The following is a 24,909-nucleotide window of genomic DNA, read 5'->3' as shown; positions in this document are numbered from 1 at the left end:
AGGGGCGAGGATTGTCCGGCGTGCCGCGAAATGAGTCAATCAGCGAATTGTATGTATTATTAGTAAATCATCATTGAAATAGACAAATACTGTATAAATACCCATACTATTATAGTATAAATTTTCAGGCGTAATAGCCTGTACATTATTTCATTTAAAGGTATACCGTGGTGCAAACTCGTCAGGGCTTCCTGCTCACCCGCCACTGGCGCGACACGCAGGTAGGCACCGAAGTTGAATTCTGGTTAGCCACCGATGAAGGCCCGCAGCAAGTCAGACTGCCGCCTCAACCCTCGGTAGCGTTTATCCCGGCCGAACAGCGGCAACGGGCTGAAACCGTGCTGCGTGATGAGCGCCGCTGGCAACTGCGACCGCTTGACCTGACCGATTTCCATCAACGCCCGGTTCTGGGCTTGTATTGCAGCCAACATCGCCAACTTATTCGCCTGGAAAAACTACTCAAAGAAAGCGGTGTGAATGTCTACGAAGGTGATATTCGCCCACCAGAGCGCTTTCTTATGGAGCGTTTTATTACCGCGCCGGTCTGGTTTAGCGGCGAAGACAATGGCAATGGCCCACTGCTCAATACCCAAATGAAACCTGCCGATGACTATCGCCCGACACTGAAGCTGGTGTCGCTGGATATCGAAACCAGCGAACACGGCGAGCTTTATTGTATTGGTTTGGAAGGCTGCGGCCAGCGGCAGGTATACATGTTGGGGCCGCCCAATGGCAATCAGGCCGATGAAGCGGCACTGGATTTCAATCTGGAATATGTCGCCAGCCGCCCGCTATTATTGGAAAAACTCAACCAATGGCTGGAACTGCACGATCCCGATGCCATTATCGGCTGGAATCTGGTGCAATTTGACTTGCGCGTGCTACAAAAGCACGCTGACCGCTATCAAATCCCACTGCGCTTTGGCCGTGGCGGCAACTTGCTGGAATGGCGGGAGCACGGTTTTAAGCAAGGGCACTTTTTTGCTTCGGCCGCGGGGCGGTTAATCATTGATGGCATTGAAGCACTGAAATCCGCCACCTGGAATTTCCCGTCATTCAGCCTGGAATCGGTGTCGCAAACCTTATTGGGCGAAGGTAAAGCCAGTGATAGCCCCTATCAGCGGATGGATGAAATCAATCAGCGCTTTGCCAATGATAAAGCGGCTCTGGCGCGCTATAACTTGAAAGATTGTGAACTGGTGACGCGGATTTTTGCCAAAACCGAATTACTCAGTTTCTTACTTGAGCGCGCAACGGTCACCGGGTTGGCCGCGGATCGCAGTGGTGGCTCAGTCGCGGCCTTCACCCACCTTTATATGCCACGCATGCACCGTATCGGCTATGTTGCGCCTAATTTGGGCGAGTTGCCGGAAGAGCACAGCCCCGGCGGCTTTGTGATGGATTCTCAACCGGGTTTGTATGATTCAGTGCTGGTGCTCGACTATAAAAGTCTGTATCCCTCCATTATTCGCACTTTTTTGATTGATCCGGTGGGATTGGTGGTGGGAATGTCCCAACCTGATGAGCAACATGCTGTGCCCGGTTTTCGCGGGGCCTGGTTCTCGCGCGAAAAGCACTGTCTACCGGCGATTGTTAACCAGATCTGGCAAGGTCGGGAAGCGGCAAAACGTCAGCAAAACAAGCCATTATCCCAAGCCTTAAAGATAATCATGAATGCCTTTTATGGTGTTCTGGGTTCCAGCGGATGCCGCTTTTTCGACCCCAGACTGGCTTCGTCAATTACTATGCGCGGCCACGAAATTATGCGAAAAACCCGCGAATTAATTGAAGCACGGGGCTATCAGGTCATTTATGGCGATACCGACTCAACCTTTGTTTGGCTGAAAAACGCCCACAGTGAAGAACAGGCCGCCAGTATCGGCAAAGAGCTGGTGCAGTATGTAAATCAATGGTGGCAAACCCATATCCGTGAAACCTTTGATCTGCCCTGTGCGCTTGAATTGGAGTTTGAAACCCACTATCGACGTTTTTTGATGCCCACCATCCGGGGCGCGGAGCAAGGCAGTAAAAAACGCTATGCCGGATTGATTTCAACCCCTGCGGGTGACCAGATGATCTATAAGGGGCTGGAGACGGTACGCACGGATTGGACACCTCTGGCCCAGCAATTCCAGCGCGAACTGTATCTAAAGATCTTTCAGCAGCAACCTTATCAGGACTATGTACGGGATTATGTCGCCCGCACCCTCAATGGCGAACTAGACGAGCAACTAATTTACCGTAAACGCCTGCGTCGCCGGCTGGATGACTACCAGCGCAATGTCCCACCCCATGCCAGAGCTGCGCGGCTGGCGGATGAGTTTAATCGCAAGCTTGGGCGGCCATTGCAATATCAAAACGGCGGCTGGATTAGCTATGTTATGACCACCGCTGGCCCCGAACCGCTGGAAACCCGGCAATCGCCCATCGATTACGATCACTATCTGACACGTCAGCTACAGCCAGTAGCAGACGCTATACTTCCCTTCATGCATGATGACTTCACCACACTGATAACCGGTCAGATGGGGTTATTCTGATACCTTATATCCTAAATAATTCGAGTTGCAGCAAGGCGGCAAGTGAGAAAGTCCCGATAAGCTTACTGTAGTGGATTATTGAACGCAGCCAACGCACATGCAGCTTGAAGTATGACGGGTATTTTACAGGTGACGCGGCGCTCTGCTTCCATTACCATAGCGCCCTTGCCAAAATTCGCATCAATCATATTTACCAGACTTTTCTATTCATAACAGTCCAACAAAAAAATCGAGCCGATAATTTATGCCTTTTACACTTGGTCAACGCTGGATCAGCGATACAGAAAGCGAACTTGGATTGGGTACTGTCGTTGCCATTGACGTACGCATGGTCACCTTACTGTTTCCCGCAACCGGTGAAAACCGCCTTTACGCCAGAAATGATTCTCCAATTACCCGTGTCATGTTTAATCCGGGCGATACCATCACTCACCACGAAGGCTGGCAGCTGAAAGTGGAAGAAGTGTCTGAGGAGAACGGGCTGATTACCTATATTGGTACTCGCCTGGATACCGAGGAAACCGGCGTTTCCATGCGTGAAGTTTTGCTCGATAGCAAACTGACTTTTAGCAAACCGCAAGACAGGTTATTTGCCGGCCAGATTGATCGCATGGATCGGTTTGCCCTGCGTTTTCGCGCCCGTAAATACCAAAGTGAGCAGTTCCGCCTGCCCTGGAGTGGTTTGCGCGGCATCCGTGCCAGCTTGATCCCACACCAATTACATATCGCCTATGAAGTGGGTCAACGCCATGCGCCACGCGTCTTGCTGGCCGATGAAGTCGGGTTGGGTAAAACTATCGAAGCGGGGATGATTATCCATCAGCAACTGCTGTCAGGCCGTGCTGAACGTATCCTGATTGTGGTGCCGGAAAGCTTGCAACACCAGTGGCTGGTGGAAATGCTGCGCCGCTTCAATCTGCGCTTCTCGCTGTTTGATGACAGCCGCTATTCCGAAGCCCTGCTCGACAGCACCAATCCATTTGAAACCGAACAGATGGTCATTTGCTCGCTGGACTTTGTGCGCCGTAATAAACAGCGTCTGGAGCAATTAGCCGATGCATCCTGGGATCTGTTGGTGGTGGATGAAGCACACCATCTGGCCTGGAGTGAAGAAGCACCGAGCCGCGAATATCAAGTGATTGAACAACTGGCCGAGCATATTCCCGGCGTCTTGCTGCTGACCGCAACACCAGAGCAACTGGGCCAACAGAGCCACTTTGCTCGCTTGCGTTTGCTTGATCCTGACCGCTTCCACGATTACGAAGAATTTATTAATGAGCAGCAAAAATACCGCCCAATTGCCGATGCTGTCACCTTGCTGCTGGGTGGTGAGCGCTTAACTGACGATAAGCTGAATCTGCTCGGTGAGCTGATTAACGAGCAGGATATCGAGCCACTGCTGAAAGCAGCAAACAGCCAAACTGAAGATAGCGAAGCGGCACGTCAGGAGTTGGTGACCATGCTGATGGACAGACATGGCACCAGCCGTATCCTGTTCCGTAACACCCGTAATGGGGTGAAAGGCTTCCCACACCGTGTCTTGCATCAGATTAAGTTGCCACTGCCGACTCAATACCAAACGGCCATTAAAGTGTCAGGCATTATGGGGGCTAAGAAAAGCCTCGAAGCACGGGCCAAAGACATGCTTTATCCAGAGCAAATCTACCAGGAATTCGAAGGCGAAAACGCCACCTGGTGGAACTTTGACCCACGGGTTGAATGGCTGCTTAACTATCTGATTGCTAACCGTAATGAGAAAGTGCTGGTTATCTGTGCACAAGCCGCCACCGCATTGCAGCTTGAACAAGTGTTACGTGAGCGCGAAGCTATCCGTGCCGCAGTGTTCCATGAAGGTTTATCACTGATTGAACGTGACCGCGCGGCGGCCTATTTTGCCTCCGAAGAAGACGGCGCACAGGTATTATTGTGTTCAGAAATCGGCTCTGAAGGGCGTAACTTCCAGTTTGCCTGTCAACTGGTGATGTTCGATTTACCTTTTAATCCGGACTTGCTTGAGCAACGTATTGGTCGTCTGGATAGGATCGGCCAAAACCGTGAAATCCAAATAATGGTGCCGTATCTGGAAAATACCGCGCAGGCGGTACTGGTGCGCTGGTATCACGAAGGTTTGGATGCTTTCGAGCACACCTGCCCGACAGGCCGCACTATTTATGATAGCGGTTATCAGGAATTGATTACTTATCTGGCGACGCCAAATGAACAGGAAGGGCTGGATGAATTTATCCACACCTGCCGCCAGCAGCATGAAGGGCTGAAACTGCAATTGGAACAGGGCCGTGACCGCTTACTGGAGATGCACTCCAACGGAGGCGAACATGGGCAAGAACTAGCGCAAATCATTGCGGATCAAGACAATGACGTCAATTTAGTCAGTTTTGCGCTGAACCTGTTCGATATTGTCGGGATCAACCAGGAAGATCGCAGCGACAATTTGATTGTGCTGACACCATCTGACCATATGCTGGTGCCGGATTTCCCAGGATTACCACAAGATGGTTGCACGGTGACATTTGATCGCGAACAGGCGTTATCGCGCGAAGATGCTCAGTTTGTCAGTTGGGAACACCCGATCATCCGTAACGGTTTGGATCTGATCCTCTCCGGTGACACCGGAAGCTGTGCGGTTTCGCTATTGAAAAACAAAGCATTACCAGTGGGTACTCTGCTGGCTGAATTGGTCTATGTGGTTGAAGCGCAAGCACCGAAACACTTGCAATTGACCCGCTTCTTACCGCCAACACCGGTACGGATGTTGATGGACAAAAACGGCACCAATTTGGCGGCACAAGTCGAATTTGAAAGTTTTAACCGCCAGCTTAATGCCGTCAATCGCCATACCTCCAGCAAGCTGGTCAACGCGGTTCAGCAAGAAGTTCACGCGATGTTGCAGCAAGCAGAAGCATTGGTGGAAGAACAGGCGCGTTTGCTGATTGAAGCGGCCAAACATGAAGCGGACGATAAATTGAGTGCCGAGCTGGCACGTTTGGAAGCCCTGAAAGCAGTTAACCCCAATATTCGTGATGACGAAATAGAGACTCTGGAACATAACCGTAAAATGGTGCTGGAGAATCTTAATCAAGCGGGCTGGCGTTTGGATGCCATTCGTCTGGTGGTGGTGACACATCAGTAATGGAACCCTATAACCCTCCGCGCGATCCCTGGCTGCTCATCCTGTATCAGGATGAGCACATCATGGTGGTGAATAAACCGAGCGGATTGCTTTCGGTGCCCGGTCGCGCACCAGAAAATAAAGACAGCATAATGACACGGATTCAGGCTGACTTCCCGACGGCTGAATCTGTTCACCGGCTAGATATGGCGACCAGCGGCGTGATTGTGGTGGCGTTGACGAAAGCGGCAGAGCGTGAGTTAAAGCGGCAATTTCGTGAGCGTGAACCTAAAAAATCTTATATTGCAAGGGTTTGGGGACATTTAGCACAAGATGAAGGGTTGATTGATCTGCCGTTAATTTGTGACTGGCCGAATCGGCCAAAGCAGAAAGTGTGTTATGAAACCGGTAAACCCTCGCAAACGCTGTATCAGGTACTATCACGGGATGCTGACGGCAGTACGCGAGTCAAGTTATCCCCGATCACCGGGCGCTCACATCAGTTGCGGGTTCATATGCTGGCGATAGGTCACCCTATTCTTGGTGATGGCTTCTATGCCCCTCCGGAGGCCAAAGCCATGGCATCCCGGCTACAGTTGCATGCGCAGGAATTATGTATTACTCATCCGGAGTTTGGGACGGTAATGCATTTTAAATGCGAACCCGAATTTTGATTTTTCAGTAGAAAATCGATTCAGAATCAAACCAGATCGGAACAGCGGCTCCGATCTGGTTTTTACTTTCCTGACACAAGAACTGTTACTTGAATCCCTTCTCACGCTTGATCAAATCATACGCAGCCTGGATCTCTTGGGCTTTTTGCTTAGCCATCTCCATCATTTCAGGCGGCAAACCTTTCGCCACCAGTTTATCCGGATGATGCTCTCCCATAAGCTTACGATAAGCACGTTTGATGGTGACACTATCATCGGTACTGCTGACCCCCAGCACCTTGCAGGCATCCTCTAATGTCGGGCCATTTGATGTTTGCTGGTAGCCACCTTGAGAGTATCCTCCCTGCTGACCATGCCAGGCACCACCGCCAAACTGACGCCCACCTTCGATCATGCTCAGGAACTGATCAAACTGACCGCGGGAGATCCCTAACTCTTCAGCAATGACATACAACACTTGCCGTTCATTAGGATGCAATGAGCCATCAGCAAATGCGGCCTGTAACTGAATTTCCAGAAACATCCGAATTAAATCAAAACGACCAAAGCAGACACCACGTAATTCCTGCAACCGCTCACGTAACGGGAACCCACTCTCTTTCCCCTCACGAAATGCTTGTTGTGCCGCTGTTCGGGCCTCGCCATGCAATTGCATTCTATCCATCAATTGGCTGGCGAGTTGAATATCAACCTCCGTTACCCGACCTTTAGCCTTGGTTAAATGCCCCATGACCTGAAAAGTGGTGCGGAAAAAAATTAATTGTCGTGTTTGTTGATCGGCAAAAAAGCCGCGGCGCTTTGTGCTACGCGCCCTGTCGACCATATGGCCGACAAGCAACCCAAGTATCGCACCCCAGACTCCACCGGACAGAAAGCCCAATATCAGACCGAGCAGTTTTCCCCAATACTGCATATACTCCTCAATTCATCATGCCGTCAGTCAAAATTTGCATTATCATACTCGGCATTCAGCTCAGCGCCTAACAGCGAGACGTGTAAACGGCCGGATTTAACACTAGCGCAACTGTGATGAGTAATATAGTCTCAGACCGTTTGCCGGCATGATGCCCCCCGATGACGGAACACCAAAACCGCGTATGAAAAAAAGATTCCCAACACTGCTGGCCACATTGATATGGACGGCACTATATAGCCAGCACACTCTGGCTGACCTTGCCGAGCAATGCATGCTTGGCGTACCTACTTATGACCAACCTTTGGTCACAGGCGATCCGAATCAGCTACCGGTTCGTATTAATGCGGATAAAACCGAAGCCAATTACCCGGACAACGCCCTGTTTACCGGCAATGTTATTGTCGAACAAGGTAATAGCACGCTGACGGCCAATCAGGTGGAGCTGACACAGGTACAAAAACCCGGTGAAGCGATCCCGATTCGTACCGTAACAGCCACTGGCGACGTTAATTACGACGATCCGCAAATCAAGCTGAAAGGCCCGAAAGGCTGGTCAAACTTGAATACCAAAGACACTGATATGGATAAAGGCAAATATCAGATGGTTGGTCGTCAAGGCCGTGGTGATGCGGATTTAATGAAATTACGTGGTCAAAACCGCTATACCATTTTAGAAAATGGGACATTCACCTCTTGTCTGCCGGGTGATAATAGCTGGAGTGTGGTCGGCTCAGAAGTTATTCACGACCGCGAAGAGCAAGTTGCAGAGATCTGGAACGCCCGCTTTAAAATCGGCAAAGTACCGGTGTTCTACAGCCCGTACATGCAATTACCGGTGGGTGATAAACGCCGATCTGGTTTCCTGATCCCTAATGCGAAATATACCAGTAATAACGGCTTGGAATTCATGCTGCCATATTACTGGAACATTGCGCCAAACTTCGATGCCACCATTACGCCTCACTACATGGAGCGGCGTGGTTTGCAGTGGCAAAACGAGTTCCGTTATTTGTTGGCTCCCGGTTCCGGTACCATGGCATTGGACTGGCTACCGAATGACCGCTTATATCACGGTGTTGATGGCACAGAAAAAGACCCCACTCGCTGGTTGTACTACTGGAAGCACTCAGGTGTAATGGATAAAGTTTGGCGTTTCAATGTCAACTACACCCGCGTCAGTGATCCCAATTACTTTACCGACTTAACATCACAGTACGGCTCAACCACTGACGGCTATGCCACACAAATATTCAGTGTGGGTTATGCTAACCAGAACTGGGATGCCACTCTGGCCTCCAAGCAGTTCCAGGTATTTACGACCGGCGGTAACAGTAACGCTTACCGCGCTCAGCCTCAACTGGACATGAACTACTACAAAAACGATGTTGGCCCGTTTGATCTGCATGTCTATGGTCAGGCCGCCAAGTTCACCAGTGTTAATCCGAAAAATCCTGAGGCTGAACGTTTCCATATCGAACCGTCGATTAGCCTGCCTTTGTCCAACGGATGGGGGAGCTTAAATACCGAAGCTAAATTACTGGCAACACATTACCAACAAGACATTCCCAACGGTTTTGCCAGTAATTACAAAAACCAAAATGGTCAAGATGCGACGGTTCCAGACCTAAAAGATTCGGTTAACCGTGTGATGCCGCAATTTAAAGTTGATGGCAAAGTGGTCTTTGACCGGCCAATGGATTGGGCGAAAGACTTCACCCAAACATTGGAACCGCGCGTACAGTATCTCTACGTTCCTTATCGGAATCAGGATGATATCTATATTTACGACACCACGTTGATGCAATCGGACTACTCTGGCCTGTTCCGTGACCGTACTTATAGTGGCCTGGATCGCATAGCATCAGCAAATCAAGTGTCGACCGGTTTAACTTCTCGCATTTATGATGATGAGCTGGTTGAACGTTTTAACGTCTCTGTGGGTCAAATCTATTACTTCAGCCGTTCGCGGACAGGCAATAGTGAAGCTATTGATAACAGTGATGATACTGGTAGCCTGGTTTGGGCAGGGGATACATTCTGGCGTATTAACGATCAACTGGGCCTGAAAGGCGGGGCACAGTATGATACCCGGTTGGGGAGTTTAACCCTCGGCAATGCGGTGATGGAGTATAGGAAAGACGCCGAGCGTATGATTCAATTGAATTATCGCTATGCCAGCCCTGAATATATTCAAGCAGCAGTACCAAACGTGAAAAGCCCGGGTTACCAACAGGGTATTTCTCAGATTGGTACCACCGCCAGTTGGCCGATTGCTGACCGCTGGGCATTGGTTGGGGCTTATTACTACGATACCAAAGCCAATCAGCCTGCAAGCCAATTGGTTGGCGTACAATACAATACTTGTTGCTGGGCCATTAACTTAGGTTATGAACGGAAAATCACTGGTTGGAACAACCAAAATGAAACCAGTAAGTATGACAACAAAGTCAGCTTTAACATCGAATTACGTGGTCTGAGCAGCGACCATAGCCTGGGTACTGCGCAAATGCTTGGCTCAGGTATACTGCCTTATCAAAGTGCATTCTGATACTGTGTAACACACTGAATACAGTGAATTTTAACCCGCAAAAGCGGATTACATAAATGGAAAAGGTATGAAGAACTGGAGAACGCTTATTCTCGGATTGGTTGTCTGTGCCAATACCGCGTTCGCAGCACCACAAGAAGTTGATAAAGTTGCCGCTGTGGTTGATAACGGCGTTGTTCTGCAAAGTGATGTCGACGGTCTGTTACAATCAGTGAAACTGAATGCACAGCAAGCTGGGCAACAAGTTCCGGATGATGCGACATTGCGCCATCAAATTCTTGAGCGCCTGATCATGGATAATATCCAATTGCAGATGGCCAAGAAGATGGGGATTACCATCAGTGACGAAGCGCTGGATAAAGCTATTGCTGACATTGCCGCGCAAAACCGTATGACACCCGCTCAGATGCGCAGCCGCTTAGCTGCCGATGGCCTGAATTACGACACTTATCGTGAGCAAATCCGCAAAGAGATGCTGACATCAGAAGTGCGCAACAATGAAGTGCGCCGCCGCATTACTATTCTACCGCAAGAGGTTGAGTCGTTAGCCAAACAAATTGGCAACCAAACCAGCGGTGATGCTGAACTGAATCTCAGCCACATACTGATCCCATTACCAGAAAATCCATCGCAGCAACAAGTTGATCAAGCAGAAGATCTGGCGAACAAATTGGTGTCAGACATTAAAGGCGGCGCTGATTTTGGTAAATTAGCTATCGCAAACTCTGCTGACTCTCAGGCGCTGAAAGGCGGCCAGATGGGTTGGGGTAAACTGCAGGAATTGCCTTCTCTGTTTGCGGAAAGACTGCAATCAGCGAACAAAGGTGATGTTGTTGGTCCAATCCGTTCCGGTGTTGGCTTCCACATTCTGAAAGTGAATGATATTCGTGGCGCTGATAAGTCTGTTTCAGTTACCGAGGTTCACGCGCGCCACATCTTGCTGAAACCCTCACCGGTCATGACCGATGATCAGGCTCGTGCTAAGTTAACGGCGGCGGCGGCGGATATTAAGAGCGGCAAAGCCAACTTTGCGACAATTGCTAAAGAGATCTCACAAGATCCTGGCTCTGCTATGCAAGGCGGTGACTTGGGCTGGGCCTCACCTGATATTTACGATCCCGCATTCCGTGACGCGCTGATGAAGCTGCAAAAAGGCGAAATCAGCGCACCGGTTCATTCTTCTTTCGGCTGGCACTTAATTCAGGTTGTTGATACCCGTCAGGTAGATAAAACTGATGCAGCGCAGAAAGATCGGGCGTACCGTATGCTCTTTAGCCGTAAGTTTGCAGAAGAAGCTCAAACCTGGATGCAAGAGCAACGTGCCGCAGCTTATGTGAAAATTCTTGATGGTAGTGATGCAAAACCACAATAATCGTATTGTTATCACCCCCGGCGAGCCTGCCGGGGTTGGGCCGGATTTAGTCGTCGCCCTGGCGCAGCAGGATTGGCCTGTTGAACTCGTGGTGTGTGCTGATCCGGCTTTACTACTTGCCCGCGCCAGCCAACTTAATCTGCCATTACAGCTACGTGAATATCAGCCAGATAACCTCGCATTGGCACAACGTGCTGGCACTCTGACTATTTTGCCGGTGAAAATAGCGGCTGAGGTGATACCAGGCCAGCTTGATGTCAAAAACAGCCACTATGTGGTGGAGACACTAGCGAAAGCCTGTGATGGTGCCATCAGTGGCGAATTTGCCGCATTAGTCACCGGCCCTGTGCAAAAAAGCATTATCAATGATGCGGGTATCCCTTTTATCGGGCATACCGAATTCTTCGCTGACCGCAGCCACTGCTCACGGGTGGTGATGATGTTGGCAACAGAAGAACTGCGTGTAGCGCTGGCGACCACTCACTTACCTTTACTGGCTGTGCCTGATGCAATAACACAAACCAGTCTGCATGAAGTGATCTCCATTCTTGATCATGATCTGAAAACCAAATTTGGTATTAGCCACCCACAAATTTATGTGTGTGGGCTTAATCCTCATGCGGGCGAAGGTGGTCATATGGGCCATGAAGAGATCGATACGATAATTCCCGCGCTAGATGCATTGCGTCAGCAAGGGGTAAACCTTATCGGCCCGCTCCCGGCAGACACACTATTTCAGCCTAAATATCTGCAACATGCAGATGCCGTTCTGGCCATGTATCATGATCAAGGGCTACCAGTGCTGAAATATCAAGGATTTGGTCGGGCAGTCAATATCACTCTCGGCTTACCTTTTATCCGCACTTCTGTGGATCACGGTACCGCTTTAGAACTCGCCGCAACTGGTTCTGCCGATGTTGGTAGTTTCATTACGGCATTAAATTTAGCCATTAAAATGATAAATAACAGCAATGAATAATAGAGTCCACCAAGGGCATTTTGCCCGCAAACGCTTTGGACAAAACTTTTTAAACGATCAGTTTGTCATTGACAGCATTGTCTCCGCTATCCATCCGGTTCCAGGTGAAGCGGTCGTTGAGATTGGCCCCGGTTTAGGTGCATTAACTGAACCCGTTGCAGCTCGTATGGATCATATGACGGTCATTGAGTTAGACCGCGACTTAGCCGCTCGTCTGGCCAGTCATCCTCAACTGAAAGACAAGCTCACTATCCATCAAGAAGATGCGATGAAAATCAATTTTTCTGAATTGGCCGAGCTTGCTGGGCAGCCATTACGGGTCTTTGGTAACTTGCCATACAACATCTCTACCCCGCTGATGTTCCATCTTTTCAGCTATACTTCTGCTATTCGTGACATGCATTTCATGTTGCAAAAAGAGGTGGTTAATCGCTTGGTTGCCGGGCCTAATAGTAAAGCTTATGGTCGCTTGACAGTCATGGCGCAATATTATTGCAACGTCATCCCTGTGTTGGAAGTGCCGCCAACTGCTTTTACTCCTGCCCCAAAAGTGGATTCAGCTGTAGTGCGTCTAATTCCTCATGTGAACACGCCGAATCCGGTGGGTGATGTGCGTATGCTTAGCCGCATTACGACACAAGCTTTCAACCAACGCCGAAAAACCGTGCGTAACAGCCTGGGTGATCTATTTACTCCAGAGCAGTTAATCGAATTAGGTATTGACCCGATATTGCGGGCAGAGAATATTTCGGTAGCGCAATATTGTAAGCTGGCTAACTGGCTTTCAGCTCAATCGACACCGCAAGAATAAGTAGGAGCACATTATGATTGAACAGCCCCGCGTTTGTGTACAGGTGCAAAGTATCTATGTGGAAACTCAATCGATACCAGACGAGGAACGTTTCGTCTTTGCCTATACCGTGACGATTCGTAATCTGGGCCGTTCAAATGTGCAACTTATGGGCCGCTATTGGTTAATCACTAATAGCAATGGCCGACAGACAGAAGTTCAGGGCGAAGGGGTTATCGGTGAACAGCCGTTGATCCTGCCAGGTAACGAGTTCCAATACACCAGCGGAGCTGTGCTAGAAACCCCGTTGGGTACCATGGAAGGGCATTATGAGATGGTTGATCACCTTGGTCAGGCTTTCCGTACTGCGATTCCGGTGTTCCGCTTAGCGATCCCAACACTTATCCATTAAGCCTGACCTCAACTATGTCTACTTATCTTATTGGTGATGTTCACGGCTGCCTTGACGAGTTGCTTGCGCTATTAGCGCAAGTGGACTTTGATCCGCAGCAAGATACCTTGTGGTTGACCGGTGATTTAGTTGCCCGCGGCCCCGCTTCACTGGATGTGTTACGTTACGTCCGCTCATTAGGGCCAGCCGTTCGTATGGTTCTGGGTAACCATGACCTGCATTTATTGGCGGTTTACGCTGGCATTAGCCGTAACAAACCTAAAGACCGCATCACTCCACTGCTTGAAGCCCCTGATGCTGACGAACTGATTAATTGGTTACGTCGCCAACCGGTTTTGCAGGTTGATGACGAACTAAAATTAATTATGGCTCACGCCGGTATCACTCCTCAGTGGGATATCGAAACCGCCCAGATGTGCGCCCGTGAAGTAGAATCCGTCTTGAGCAGCGACAGCTATCCGCTCTTTCTCGACGCAATGTACGGTGATATGCCCAACAACTGGTCACCGGAGTTGACGGGGTTAGCACGCTTACGTTTTAGCACTAATGCGCTGACCCGTATGCGTTTTTGCTTCCCAAATGGGCAACTGGATATGATCTGTAAAGACACACCAGAAAATGCCCCTGCCCCGCTTAAACCTTGGTTTGAGCTACCACGACGGGTTAGCCCTGAGTATTCGATTATCTTTGGTCACTGGGCATCATTGGAAGGAAAAGGTGTACCAGAAGGAATTTATGGGCTGGATACGGGATGTTGCTGGGGAGGCAATTTAACCCTACTTCGCTGGGAAGATAAACGTTATTTCACACAACCCGCTTTCAAAGTTGAAGCTGAAATAACCAATGCTGACGAAATAGCCGCAGCAGCACAAGATCCCTCTAGTTACTTGTAAGATATAAATAATTAGATATTGAAAATTAAAAAAAGCCCGCTAATAACAGGCTTCAGACTGCTGACAAACCCCAACGACTCGATCTTGCAAGGTGAGAACAGGTAGAAGAGTAAAGCGTCCGCGCCAAGGATGGCGCGGCTCGAGCCGCCAGGGAAGGGTTTACGGCGTCTTTACGATCTGCCTGTTTTCTCCGTTACGGGCACTTTGCCATTAACCTCAAGCCTGCTAATAAGAGGCTTTTTCTCATTTCGGATTATAGCTGCAATTAGCGACGTTCCAGGATCTCGAAACAATAGCTGTGTGAATTAGCCTCGTCGGCATCATGGAACTCACTAAAGGTGCTTTCCCACTCATCTGGCTCATAATCTGGAAAATGGGTATCGCCCCCAACTTCAGCATCAATGTGAGTAAGATACATACGGTTAGCGCGGTCTAAGAATTGCTTATAGACACGACCGCCCCCCATCACCATCACTTCTTCCACATCACCTGCTAAAGCGAGTGCGTCGTCAATAGAGGTTGCCCACGTAACCCGATCATCCGTCCCCGGTTGACTGCTGATAACAATATTTAATCGCCCCGGCAAAGGGCGACCGATAGATTCGAATGTCTTGCGACCCATAATTACCGGTTTATTTAGCGTGTTACGTTTGAACCAGGCTAAATCAGCCGGTAAGTGCCATGGCATGGCGTTTTCCATACCAATAACGCGATCCGCTGCCAATGCAGCGATCAGGCTGATAATCATTGTTAAACCCTGTAGGCTGCGAGAGCCAGTACCGAAAAATTGCTCACACTATACGTAAAGCCTAATCCAGCGTCGATAGCGATAAGCAGGCTAATCACACATATAAGACAGCTCTTAGCCCGATACCAAAAACAGGAAAGAAAAAAACCTTATACACCAGGACGTTTGCGATATAACCACAATCCAGGCAAGGATAAACCAATCGATAACGAACCAACAATAAATGACGCCTTTAAGAAATTGGTCACCATTGTGGACATCAATACCTCGCTGTAACCCAAGTGAGAAATCTCAACGACCGATATCATTGCGGTATAGGCGGAAATCCCAGGAAACATCGGGATTACGGCGGCAACAGTGAAGACTTTTGGGTGAGCCAGTAACCAGCGCGACCAATTGATGCCAATGATGCCAATCATTATCGAAGCCAATAATGAAGCCAGTTCAATATTCATACCAAAGTGAACCATCAACATACGCGAGCCGTGGCCGATAGCTCCTAACAAAGCACAATAACGTAGCGCCCGCACTGGCACGTTGAATACCATCGCAAAACCCAATGCCGGAATAGCCGCCAACACCATGTCTTGCAATAACGCCCAGAGTAAACTCATGACCACCCCCGCAATCCCCACGTCGCCATTGCAAATATCACCCCGATACAGGTTGATAGCGTCAATAAACTTGCCATCGCCCAGCGAGCCAAACCGGTATTAACGTGCCCTTTAAACATATCCGCGACCGCGTTTATCAATGGGAATCCGGGAACTAACAACAGCACGCTAGCTGCCATCGCTACACTAGATGCTTCGTGGAAAAACGGTAACCGCATTAATAGCCCGGAGACAGATGTCGCGACAAAAGCCGTGATACAGAAGTTAATCAGCGGATTCATATGCCGGGCAGTTAAACTTTGGCGCACAAACATCGCTAGTCCACTGGCTAAAAAAGTGATGGAAAACGCATCCCAACCGCCACCATTTAGCTTGCTAAAACAGCCACATGATAAGGCGACCATCAGCACCACCAGCCAGCGCGGATAACGCAGCGGTTTAATATTCTCAAAGCGTTTTTCTACATCTTTTGCATCCAACAGATGATGTTCCGCCATGATCACAATATGCTGCACCTCTGTCACAACATGCATATTGATACCACGGTCAGTATTCTTGCGCGTGGAAGTTAGGCAATTCCCCTCGCTAATGGTGGTTAAAACGACGGCATTGGCTGAGATAGAACTTTCAACACTGTCCATCCCCAAGGCGATACCAAGGCGCGCGGATAATTGCTCAACCAGCATACTTTCTGCACCGTGTTGCAGCAGCAACAGCGCGCACTTGATACATAACCGTGTAATTTCCCGCTGCTTCTGATTTGGTATCTCACTGCTTATCACATTATCCAGGCTCATATTCGTGCATCACTGTCCATCAAAAGAGTAAAAAATAAATGCTCAATGTATCCGACTGACAACTCCCCCTCCATTGAAATATACCCTAAATAATGCGAGTTGCAGAAAGGCAGCCAACGCACATGCAACTTGAAGTGTGACGGGTATAAATAAGAATATGCAGCGGGAACCCAGTGGCGCTATTATCGTCAAAACACCCCACTCTCATTCGGTAATCCTTATGCTAGAAACGTCTTTATTCGTCGCGACTATTGCTACATTGGGGATGCTCTCCCCCGGCCCCGATTTCTTTTTGGTGATTAAAAACGCTGCCCGCTATCGTCGCCCCGCAGCAATGATGACGGCACTTGGCGTAATTTGGGGTGTCGCTACACATATGTCTTATTGCGTGGCTGGCCTGGCAGTAGTTATCACCACCACCCCATGGCTGTTCAATTTTCTGAAATATGCCGGAGCCTGCTACTTGATCTGGATTGGTATCCAGGCACTGCTATCACGCGGAGAAAGTAAGCTCAGCATCGATAACGCGACACAATCCCCCATCACACTGAAAGCCGCATTCTTGCAGGGATACCTTTGCAATCTATTGAATCCCAAGGCAACGCTCTTCTTCCTCGCCGTTTTCACACAAATATTACAGATCAACTCCGGCGTGGGTGAAAAACTGTGGTACGCCTCAATCATCTGGGTACTGGCCGTTATCTGGTGGCCTCTGCTGGTTATTCTGATTCAAAGTGCGCCAGTCCGTCGTGGCTTGGCAAAAGCACAAAAAGTTGTCGATAAATTGCTGGGCGGCCTGTTGATCGGCCTGGGTATCAAAGTGGCACTAAGCTAGCAGCACCAGCGCTGAACTGCCCCAGAGCCTACTATCAACAATTCAGTGAGAGCTAACATTGGTGAAGATCAATGTTGTTTATGAACAATATTATTGTTTATGAATAATACTGTTCTTGTGGTTAAAAGCCGCAGTTCACTAAATAGTGAGCATAAAAAAGGGCGATGTCTCCATCGCCCTGCTATTTATGCCGAAAATTAACCTTTCATCTTCTTAATCTTGGCATGCATTTCTTGTACTGAAATCACTTGCTCGGTTGGGTCAGCATTCAATGCCATCGCCGTGGCAAAACCGCCGTTTAAAGTGGTGTCGTAATGCACCTTATATTGCAAAGCACTGCGGCGGATCAGTTTAGAGTCTTCAATCGCCTGACGCCCGGCCGTGGTATTCACGATATAAGTGTATTCACCATTCTTGATTCGGTCCTGAATGTGTGGACGACCTTCATGCACCTTGTTGACCAGACGTGGATTTATTCCAGCCTCGCCCAACACCACCGCGGTACCGTGAGTAGCATCCAGTTCAAAGCCCTGTTTCAGTAATTTGGCTGCTAAATCAACAACCCGATGCTTATCACCCTCGCGCACGGATAGCAGTGCACGGCCACTCTTTTTCATACCAGACTGACTGCCCAACATGGCTTTAGAGAAAGCTTCGGCGAAAGTACGGCCAACCCCCATTACTTCACCGGTAGAGCGCATTTCTGGCCCTAAAATCGGGTCAACACCAGGGAATTTGTTGAATGGCAACACCACTTCTTTTACCGAATAATAAGGCGGAATAATCTCTTCCAGCACACCTTGCTGTGCCAGTGTCTGCCCTACCATCACCCGCGCGGCAATTTTTGCCAGCGGCATGCCGGTCGCTTTAGAAACGAATGGCACGGTACGAGCAGCTCGTGGGTTGACTTCAATCAGGTAAACTTCGTTATTTTTTACCGCAAACTGCACGTTCATCAAGCCGCGGACACAAAGTTCAAAGGCCAATTTTTCCACTTGCTGGCGCATCACATCCTGAATTTCCTTGCTCAGGGTGTAAGCTGGCAATGAACATGCTGAGTCACCGGAATGAACCCCCGCTTGCTCGATGTGCTCCATAATGCCGCCGATTAACACGCGCTCACCATCACAAATGGCATCTACATCCACTTCTACCGCATCATCAAGGAAGCGGTCGAGCAGCACTGGCGCATCATTTGACACACTCACCGCATTTTGGAAGTAACGGCGCAGGTCAACTTCGTCATAAACGATTTCCATCGCGCGGCCACCCAACACATAAGATGGGCGAACCACCAGCGGATAACCTAAACCAGTTGCTTTTTCAACGGCTTGCTCGATAGTCGCTACCGTAGCATTAGCTGGTTGTTTCAGGCCCAGCCGGTTTACTGCCTGCTGGAAACGCTCACGGTCTTCGGCGCGGTCAATAGCATCCGGGCTGGTACCGATAATCGGCACACCGGCAGCTTCCAATTCACGCGCTAATTTCAATGGTGTTTGACCGCCGTATTGCACGATAACACCTTGCGGTTTCTCAATGCGCACGATTTCCAGCACGTCTTCCAGTGTCACTGATTCAAAATAGAGGCGGTCAGAGGTGTCGTAGTCAGTTGAAACCGTTTCAGGGTTACAGTTCACCATGATGGTTTCATAACCGTCTTCGCGCAGTGCCAGTGAGGCGTGTACGCAGCAATAGTCGAACTCAATCCCTTGGCCGATACGGTTCGGGCCGCCACCCAGCACCATAATTTTCGGGCGATCGCTGGTTGGGTTGGATTCGCACTCTTCCTCGTAAGTCGAGTACATGTAGGCGGTGTCGGTTGAGAATTCGGCCGCACAGGTATCTACACGCTTATAAACCGGGTGCAAACCATACTTGTAACGCAACTTGCGCACTTCGCTTTCAGCCGCTCCGACCAATTTTGCCAAACGGGCATCAGCAAAACCTTTGCGTTTCAAGTGGCGCATGAACTCTGCGGTCAAACCATTGATACCGAGTTCTGCTACGTTCTCTTCCAAACGCACCAGTTCTTCAATCTGAACCAGGAACCAGCGGTCGACGTTGGTCAGGTTAAAGACACCATCAACAGACATACCGGCGCGGAATGCATCGGCGATATACCAGATACGGTCAGAACCCGCTTCTTTCAATTCACGGCGAATTTTAGTCAGGGCTTCTGGATCATCAAGGCTGACTTTAGGGTCAAAACCGGTCGCGCCAACTTCCAAACCGCGCAGTGCTTTTTGCAGTGATTCCTGCTGAGTGCGACCAATAGCCATCACTTCACCCACAGATTTCATCTGGGTTGTCAGGCGGTCATTGCTGCCAGCAAATTTTTCGAAGTTAAAACGAGGTATTTTGGTGACAACATAATCGATAGATGGCTCAAAAGAAGCCGGAGTGCGGCCGCCAGTGATGTCATTCATCAGTTCATCAAGCGTGTAACCCACGGCCAACTTGGCGGCAATCTTGGCAATCGGAAAACCGGTAGCTTTAGATGCCAAAGCAGAAGAGCGAGATACACGTGGGTTCATTTCAATGACGATCAAACGGCCATTTTTCGGGTTAACCGAGAACTGCACGTTGGAGCCGCCAGTCTCCACGCCGATTTCACGCAGCACTGCCATCGAGGCATTACGCATGATTTGATATTCTTTGTCAGTCAGAGTCTGCGCCGGTGCCACAGTGATGGAGTCGCCGGTATGAATACCCATGGCATCGAAGTTCTCGATGGAGCAGACAATGATGCAGTTGTCGTTTTTATCACGAACAACTTCCATCTCATACTCTTTCCAACCAATCAGTGACTCGTCAATCAGCAACTCTTTGGTTGGCGATAAATCCAGACCGCGTTCGCAGATTTCTTCAAACTCTTCACGGTTATACGCGATACCGCCACCGGTGCCACCCATGGTAAAGGATGGACGGATAATGCACGGGAAGCCAACATCTGCCGCAACAGCGAGGGCTTCTTCCATATTGTGCGCGATACCTGAACGAGCGGTATCCAAACCAATTTTCTTCATCGCGATATCAAAGCGACGGCGGTCTTCGGCTTTGTCGATGGCATCAGCGGTGGCACCAATCATGGTGACACCGAACTCTGCCAACACACCTTGACGCTCCAATTCTAGTGCGCAGTTCAGTGCGGTTTGGCCACCCATGGTTGGTAATACTGCATCTGGGCGCTCTTTTTCAATGATTTTGCGCACCACTTCCCAGTGAATCGGCTCGATATAAGTTGCATCAGCCATTTCCGGGTCAGTCATGATTGTGGCTGGGTTAGAGTTTACCAAGATAACGCGGTAACCCTCTTCACGCAGCGCCTTACAAGCCTGGGCTCCAGAGTAGTCAAACTCACAAGCCTGGCCGATAACGATTGGGCCTGCGCCCAGAATCAGGATGCTTTTTATATCTGTACGTTTTGGCATGGTTTGACGCTCCTGATTATTTATTGGTATGGCTAGCAGTTGTCGCGCGATAAGCTTCAATCAGCTCGATAAAGTGATCAAACAGCGGGGCGGCATCGTGCGGCCCAGGGCTGGCTTCAGGGTGACCCTGGAAGCTGAAAGCTGCTTTATCGGTACGGTGAATCCCTTGCAGGGAACCATCGAATAAAGAAACGTGCGTAGTGCGCAGGTTGGACGGCAATGTGGTTTCATCAACGGCGAAACCGTGGTTCTGCGCAGTGATCATCACGCAATTGGCATCCAAGTCTTTCACTGGGTGGTTGCCGCCATGGTGGCCAAATTTCATTTTCACGGTTTTCGCGCCGCTAGCCAGTGCCAGCAGTTGGTGGCCTAAACAGATACCGAATACCGGAATATCAGTTTCCAGGAAGCGTTTAATCGCCGCGATAGCATAATCACATGGCTCTGGGTCACCTGGGCCGTTGGATAAGAAAATGCCATCCGGATTTAACTTCAAAACATCTTCAGCCGGGGTCTGGGCCGGAACAATAGTCAGACGGCAACCACGGTCGACCAGCATGCGCAGAATATTGCGTTTTACACCGTAGTCGTACGCCACAACATGGAATGGCAGGTCTTCAGGCTGTTTCGCCGCCGGTAAGTCACCTTCCAGAGTCCAGCTGCCTTGCAGCCAGTGATACACTTCTTTGGTGGTCACTTCTTTGGCCAGATCCATCCCTTTCAAGCCTGGGAATGCTTTTGCTTTTTCCAGCGCCAGCGCAGCATCGGATAAGTCACCCACAATAATACAGCCGTTTTGCGCGCCTTTCTCACGCAGCAACCGTGTCAGCTTACGTGTATCAATATCTGCAATCGCAACAATATTGTGGCGTTTGAGATACTCAGATAAGCCTTCTTCATTACGGTAGTTGCTGGCAATCAATGGCAGGTCGCGAATAACAAGACCTTGGGCGTGTACTGCGGAGGATTCTTCATCGGAGGCATTGGTGCCGACATTGCCGATATGAGGATAAGTAAGAGTGACGATCTGGCGGGAGTAGGAAGGATCAGTAAGGATTTCTTGATAACCGGTCATCGACGTATTGAAGACCACTTCCCCCACTGCCGTACCTTCTGCCCCGATGGCCCGACCGTGAAATTGGGTTCCGTCTTCGAGAACCAATAGCGCTGACTTAATCAAAACATCCTCCAAGGAATAAACAGTCACATTATTTGCATATTAATTCATATCTAGCGACCTAAATCAATGCAAAAACCGCCCTCAAAGCTAATTTTTGGCAAATTGGGCGCATTTTAATGATGAGTGACGCTCTTGTCTAGCCAAAGTGCCATTTTTTCTCTGTTTTTTACCGTTCTCATTAAAATGAGATGATTATAGCGGCAAAAACACATGCTAACTTAGCATAGTAAACGGTTGCGAGAGTATGTGACTGAAAAAATCGTTCTGAAGTGATGAAAACAAGTGCCAATATATAATGAGAACACTAAAAGACAAAAAAAACGAAAGAAAACACGATAAAAAACATGTTACATATAAAAAAACAAACAAAACATGTTATTTTACACACAAATAAAAAGGACAATAAAATATTGCCCTGTTATCATATGATTATGATAAAAACAACCACATCACGGGTTGTGCTTTACACCTTTAAAGTTCATTCAAATTCAGTACATCTCGCATATCAAACAGACCATTATCACGCTCAGATAGCCATATAGCAGATTTAACCGCACCATTGGCAAAAGTCATGCGACTGCTGGCTTTATGAGTGATCTCGACCCGTTCGCCAATGTCGGCAAACATCGCGGTGTGTTCCCCGACAATATCGCCCGCACGCACTGTGGCAAAACCGATAGTGCCTGGTTTGCGTTCTCCGGTATGGCCTTCGCGGGTATAAACCGCACAATCTTTCAGTGACCGCCCTAAGGATTCAGCAATAGCCTCCCCCATTGCTAACGCAGTTCCTGACGGCGCATCCACTTTATGGCGGTGATGTGCTTCAATAATTTCGATATCAGTGTAATCACCCATCACTTTGGCGGCTTTTTCAAGCAGCTTAAGCACCACATTGACCCCAACACTGAAATTCGCGGCGAACACAATGCCAATATCAGCTGATGCAGCGCTGATGGCGGCTTTGCCGGCATCATCAAAACCGGTGGTGCCAATCACCATTGCCTTATGATGTGCGCGGCAAATGGCTAAATGTTCCAGAGTGCCCTCTGGTCGAGTAAAGTCGATCAACACATCAAAATGATCAGTTACTTTGGATAAATCATCATTTACGGCGATGTTTAGCAAACCTGTTCCAGCCAGTTCACCCGCATCACTTCCCACCAGAGTGGATCCCGCGCGCTCGACTGCGGCACCCAGCACAACACCTTTAGTCTGCGTGATTGCCTGAATAAGTTGTCGACCCATACGGCCGCCTGCACCGACAACGGCGATGCGAATTGTTGAATTAGTCATGAGTTCTCCCAATATTGTGTCATCTACCCTGACAAGGGTTCAGATTAGCCGCCCGTCATGGACTCTGCCAGCCTATTTAATCTGTATTAGAAAAAAATGATATGCGCCTGCTTTTATCAGTGAAACCACTTAATGCCTTACATACCCGTCATACTTCAAGCTGCGTGTGCATTGGCCGCCTTCCTGCAACTCGAATTATTTAGGGTAAAATGCTTGGTAACACTTCACTTTGCATAGTGCAGTTATTTCGCATATTCATGCAGCTATGCCGAAATACATCCATGAAAAAGCAGCCACTAGGGCTGCTTGATATGAGTTATGAATGCATATCTGAGATCAATCGATCTGCTTAACCTCAACGCGTAACTCTTTTGGGACTTCGAATACGATACTTTCTTCTCGGCCACGAAGCTCAACCGACCCACCCGCACCCAGCGCTTGTAAGCGGGCAATCACTTGCTGTACCAAAATATCGGGCGCAGAGGCTCCTGCGGTCACGCCAATGCATTTCGCATTCTGTAACCATGACTCTTGGATATCAGCTGCTGAATCAATCAGATAAGCGGGTTTACCCATACGTTGCGCGAGTTCAGCTAACCGGTTTGAGTTAGATGAGTTTTTCGATCCCACCACCAAGACGACATCTGCATCATTCGCCAAATTCCGCACTGCTTCCTGGCGGTTAGTTGTGGCGTAGCAGATATCATCTTTACGTGGGCCGATAATCTTCGGGAAACGCCGGTGTAAAGCATCGATAACAGCGGAGGTATCATCAACTGACAAAGTGGTCTGAGTCATAAAGCAGAGGTTATTCTCATCTTTAACATTCAGTTTCCAAACATCATCAGGTGACTCAACCAAATACATCCCCCCTTTCGGGTTGTTGTATTGCCCCATCGTGCCTTCAACTTCCGGATGGCCAGCATGACCAATCAAGATAGCCTCTTTCCCTTTGCGGCTAGCACGCGCAACCTCCATATGGACTTTAGTGACCAAGGGACAAGTTGCGTCAAACAGCATCGTCAATTCACGGGCACGGGCTTCGGCCCGTACCGCTTGTGATACACCATGGGCCGAGAAAATCAAAATGGAGCCATCTGGCACCTCAGCGATATCCTCGATAAAAATAGCTCCGCGCTCACGCAGGCTATCAACCACATAGCGGTTATGTACCACTTCATGGCGAACATAGATTGGCGCGCCATACATCTCGATCGCGCGTTCAACAATACTGATAGCCCGATCAACTCCGGCACAAAAGCCGCGTGGATTAGCCAGCAATATCTGCATGCATTGCCTCCTGTTGGGGGTCTATCTCCAGCACTTCAATGTCAAAGCTGACGATATGCCCTGCCAACGGGTGATTAAAATCAACAGTAATCGACTCTTCTGCGACTTCCCGCACCACGCCCGGCATTTCACTGCCATCACGAGTGGTAAACAGCATAATCGTCCCCGCATCCGGCACACCGGTTTGTGCAAAATCACGTTGCGTAAAATACTGAATTAAATCAGGGCTTTCTAAACCGAATGCATCTTCAGGTTGTAAGCTGAAAGCATGTTTATCACCTACCTTCAAGCCTATCAACTGCTGCTCCAGCGCATCGGAAAGGCTGTTATCGCCTAACCGAAATAGCGCGGGTTTACCGTGAATATGAGTTGATTCTGCCGTCGAACCATCTTCCAGCTTCAGAGTGAAATGTACCAATACAGCACTCTTGTCTTGTATAAAATGGCCTTGTATCAGCTCTGACATA

The 24,909-nt window shown here is 49.1% G+C and carries 19 protein-coding genes; 10 read left to right on the top strand and 9 right to left on the bottom strand.

Annotated features, from left to right (window positions below; genetic code table 11):
- The first annotated feature begins 167 nt into the window (after positions 1 to 167).
- The 3 genes from HU019_RS10815 (at position 168) to rluA (ending at position 6,344) form a co-directional block, all read left to right on the top strand.
- Positions 168 to 2,540, top strand: a complete 2,373-nt coding sequence (locus tag HU019_RS10815) for a DNA polymerase II (RefSeq protein ID WP_174849757.1) — start codon at positions 168 to 170, stop codon at positions 2,538 to 2,540.
- Positions 2,541 to 2,784: 244 nt separating this feature from the next.
- Positions 2,785 to 5,691 (top strand): RNA polymerase-associated protein RapA, encoded by a 2,907-nt coding sequence (rapA, locus tag HU019_RS10810; RefSeq protein WP_174849758.1) that lies wholly within the window; start codon positions 2,785 to 2,787, stop codon positions 5,689 to 5,691.
- Positions 5,692 to 5,723: 32 nt separating this feature from the next.
- Positions 5,724 to 6,344, top strand: a complete 621-nt coding sequence (rluA, locus tag HU019_RS10805) for a bifunctional tRNA pseudouridine(32) synthase/23S rRNA pseudouridine(746) synthase RluA (protein WP_235921099.1) — start codon at positions 5,724 to 5,726, stop codon at positions 6,342 to 6,344.
- An 85-nt stretch (positions 6,345 to 6,429) separates the two neighbouring features.
- Here the strand turns inward: rluA and djlA are convergent, their stop codons facing one another.
- Complete coding sequence (gene djlA / locus HU019_RS10800; protein ID WP_005167009.1) at positions 6,430 to 7,257, bottom strand: co-chaperone DjlA; 828 nt, start codon at positions 7,255 to 7,257, stop codon at positions 6,430 to 6,432.
- A gap of 184 nt (positions 7,258 to 7,441) precedes the next feature.
- On the opposite strand from djlA, the gene lptD reads away from it, so the two are divergent.
- From lptD to apaH, 6 genes are all read left to right on the top strand, one after another.
- Positions 7,442 to 9,808, top strand: coding sequence for an LPS assembly protein LptD (gene lptD / locus HU019_RS10795; protein ID WP_174849760.1), 2,367 nt, complete (start codon positions 7,442 to 7,444; stop codon positions 9,806 to 9,808).
- A gap of 67 nt (positions 9,809 to 9,875) precedes the next feature.
- Positions 9,876 to 11,180 carry a peptidylprolyl isomerase SurA gene (gene surA / locus HU019_RS10790; protein WP_174849761.1) on the top strand — a complete coding sequence of 435 codons (1,305 nt, stop codon included), beginning with the start codon at positions 9,876 to 9,878 and terminating at the stop codon, positions 11,178 to 11,180.
- Positions 11,164 to 12,159 carry a 4-hydroxythreonine-4-phosphate dehydrogenase PdxA gene (gene pdxA, locus HU019_RS10785; protein ID WP_174849762.1) on the top strand — a complete coding sequence of 332 codons (996 nt, stop codon included), beginning with the start codon at positions 11,164 to 11,166 and terminating at the stop codon, positions 12,157 to 12,159. The genes surA and pdxA overlap by 17 nt, the downstream gene beginning before the upstream one ends.
- Positions 12,152 to 12,970, top strand: coding sequence for a 16S rRNA (adenine(1518)-N(6)/adenine(1519)-N(6))-dimethyltransferase RsmA (gene rsmA / locus HU019_RS10780; RefSeq protein WP_005167002.1), 819 nt, complete (start codon positions 12,152 to 12,154; stop codon positions 12,968 to 12,970). The genes pdxA and rsmA overlap by 8 nt, the downstream gene beginning before the upstream one ends.
- Before the next feature lie 13 nt (positions 12,971 to 12,983).
- The gene (gene apaG, locus HU019_RS10775; protein WP_005270600.1) at positions 12,984 to 13,361 is read left to right on the top strand and encodes a Co2+/Mg2+ efflux protein ApaG; all 378 of its coding nucleotides are present in this window, start codon (positions 12,984 to 12,986) and stop codon (positions 13,359 to 13,361) included.
- A 14-nt stretch (positions 13,362 to 13,375) separates the two neighbouring features.
- On the top strand, positions 13,376 to 14,254 hold the full coding sequence (gene apaH, locus HU019_RS10770) for a bis(5'-nucleosyl)-tetraphosphatase (symmetrical) ApaH (protein ID WP_174849763.1): 879 nt from the start codon (positions 13,376 to 13,378) through the stop codon (positions 14,252 to 14,254).
- Positions 14,255 to 14,519: 265 nt separating this feature from the next.
- Here the strand turns inward: apaH and folA are convergent, their stop codons facing one another.
- The 3 genes from folA to HU019_RS10755 form a co-directional block, all read right to left on the bottom strand.
- On the bottom strand, positions 14,520 to 15,002 hold the full coding sequence (gene folA, locus HU019_RS10765) for a type 3 dihydrofolate reductase (RefSeq protein WP_174849764.1): 483 nt from the start codon (positions 15,000 to 15,002) through the stop codon (positions 14,520 to 14,522).
- A gap of 149 nt (positions 15,003 to 15,151) precedes the next feature.
- Positions 15,152 to 15,616 (bottom strand): threonine/serine exporter, encoded by a 465-nt coding sequence (locus tag HU019_RS10760; protein WP_019080545.1) that lies wholly within the window; start codon positions 15,614 to 15,616, stop codon positions 15,152 to 15,154.
- Entirely contained in the window at positions 15,613 to 16,413 is an 801-nt protein-coding gene (locus HU019_RS10755; protein ID WP_174849765.1) for a threonine/serine exporter family protein, read from the bottom strand. The genes HU019_RS10760 and HU019_RS10755 overlap by 4 nt, the downstream gene beginning before the upstream one ends.
- A gap of 220 nt (positions 16,414 to 16,633) precedes the next feature.
- On the opposite strand from HU019_RS10755, the gene HU019_RS10750 reads away from it, so the two are divergent.
- Positions 16,634 to 17,248 carry a LysE family transporter gene (locus HU019_RS10750; RefSeq protein ID WP_174849766.1) on the top strand — a complete coding sequence of 205 codons (615 nt, stop codon included), beginning with the start codon at positions 16,634 to 16,636 and terminating at the stop codon, positions 17,246 to 17,248.
- A 197-nt stretch (positions 17,249 to 17,445) separates the two neighbouring features.
- Here the strand turns inward: HU019_RS10750 and carB are convergent, their stop codons facing one another.
- The 5 genes from carB to fkpB all read right to left on the bottom strand — a co-directional run bounded on the left by carB (position 17,446) and on the right by fkpB (position 24,908).
- Positions 17,446 to 20,679, bottom strand: coding sequence for a carbamoyl-phosphate synthase large subunit (gene carB / locus HU019_RS10745; RefSeq protein WP_174849767.1), 3,234 nt, complete (start codon positions 20,677 to 20,679; stop codon positions 17,446 to 17,448).
- A 16-nt stretch (positions 20,680 to 20,695) separates the two neighbouring features.
- On the bottom strand, positions 20,696 to 21,859 hold the full coding sequence (gene carA / locus HU019_RS10740) for a glutamine-hydrolyzing carbamoyl-phosphate synthase small subunit (RefSeq protein ID WP_050075853.1): 1,164 nt from the start codon (positions 21,857 to 21,859) through the stop codon (positions 20,696 to 20,698).
- Between the two features lie 471 nt (positions 21,860 to 22,330).
- Positions 22,331 to 23,152 (bottom strand): 4-hydroxy-tetrahydrodipicolinate reductase, encoded by an 822-nt coding sequence (gene dapB, locus HU019_RS10735; RefSeq protein ID WP_174849768.1) that lies wholly within the window; start codon positions 23,150 to 23,152, stop codon positions 22,331 to 22,333.
- 336 nt (positions 23,153 to 23,488) lie between these two features.
- Positions 23,489 to 24,442, bottom strand: coding sequence for a 4-hydroxy-3-methylbut-2-enyl diphosphate reductase (gene ispH / locus HU019_RS10730; protein ID WP_050075850.1), 954 nt, complete (start codon positions 24,440 to 24,442; stop codon positions 23,489 to 23,491).
- The gene (gene fkpB / locus HU019_RS10725; protein WP_174849769.1) at positions 24,423 to 24,908 is read right to left on the bottom strand and encodes an FKBP-type peptidyl-prolyl cis-trans isomerase; all 486 of its coding nucleotides are present in this window, start codon (positions 24,906 to 24,908) and stop codon (positions 24,423 to 24,425) included. Before fkpB ends, ispH begins: the two co-directional genes overlap by 20 nt.
- Position 24,909: the final 1 nt, after the last annotated feature.

Source organism: Yersinia artesiana (genome assembly GCF_902726545.1).
GTDB lineage: Bacteria > Pseudomonadota > Gammaproteobacteria > Enterobacterales > Enterobacteriaceae > Yersinia > Yersinia artesiana.
Note: the sequence above shows the minus strand (reverse complement) of the source record. Positions and strands in the feature narration are given on the sequence as shown.

Coding starts and splice junctions, on each gene's coding strand:
- dapB (WP_174849768.1), bottom strand. CDS start 23,152: ATGACTAATTCAACAATTCGCATCGCCGTTGTCGGTGCAGGCGGCCGT.
- HU019_RS10760 (WP_019080545.1), bottom strand. CDS start 15,616: ATGAGTTTACTCTGGGCGTTATTGCAAGACATGGTGTTGGCGGCTATT.
- lptD (WP_174849760.1), top strand. CDS start 7,442: ATGAAAAAAAGATTCCCAACACTGCTGGCCACATTGATATGGACGGCA.
- fkpB (WP_174849769.1), bottom strand. CDS start 24,908: ATGTCAGAGCTGATACAAGGCCATTTTATACAAGACAAGAGTGCTGTA.
- pdxA (WP_174849762.1), top strand. CDS start 11,164: ATGCAAAACCACAATAATCGTATTGTTATCACCCCCGGCGAGCCTGCC.
- apaG (WP_005270600.1), top strand. CDS start 12,984: ATGATTGAACAGCCCCGCGTTTGTGTACAGGTGCAAAGTATCTATGTG.
- HU019_RS10750 (WP_174849766.1), top strand. CDS start 16,634: ATGCTAGAAACGTCTTTATTCGTCGCGACTATTGCTACATTGGGGATG.
- folA (WP_174849764.1), bottom strand. CDS start 15,002: ATGATTATCAGCCTGATCGCTGCATTGGCAGCGGATCGCGTTATTGGT.
- HU019_RS10755 (WP_174849765.1), bottom strand. CDS start 16,413: ATGAGCCTGGATAATGTGATAAGCAGTGAGATACCAAATCAGAAGCAG.
- rapA (WP_174849758.1), top strand. CDS start 2,785: ATGCCTTTTACACTTGGTCAACGCTGGATCAGCGATACAGAAAGCGAA.
- carB (WP_174849767.1), bottom strand. CDS start 20,679: ATGCCAAAACGTACAGATATAAAAAGCATCCTGATTCTGGGCGCAGGC.
- surA (WP_174849761.1), top strand. CDS start 9,876: ATGAAGAACTGGAGAACGCTTATTCTCGGATTGGTTGTCTGTGCCAAT.
- apaH (WP_174849763.1), top strand. CDS start 13,376: ATGTCTACTTATCTTATTGGTGATGTTCACGGCTGCCTTGACGAGTTG.
- djlA (WP_005167009.1), bottom strand. CDS start 7,257: ATGCAGTATTGGGGAAAACTGCTCGGTCTGATATTGGGCTTTCTGTCC.
- ispH (WP_050075850.1), bottom strand. CDS start 24,442: ATGCAGATATTGCTGGCTAATCCACGCGGCTTTTGTGCCGGAGTTGAT.
- rsmA (WP_005167002.1), top strand. CDS start 12,152: ATGAATAATAGAGTCCACCAAGGGCATTTTGCCCGCAAACGCTTTGGA.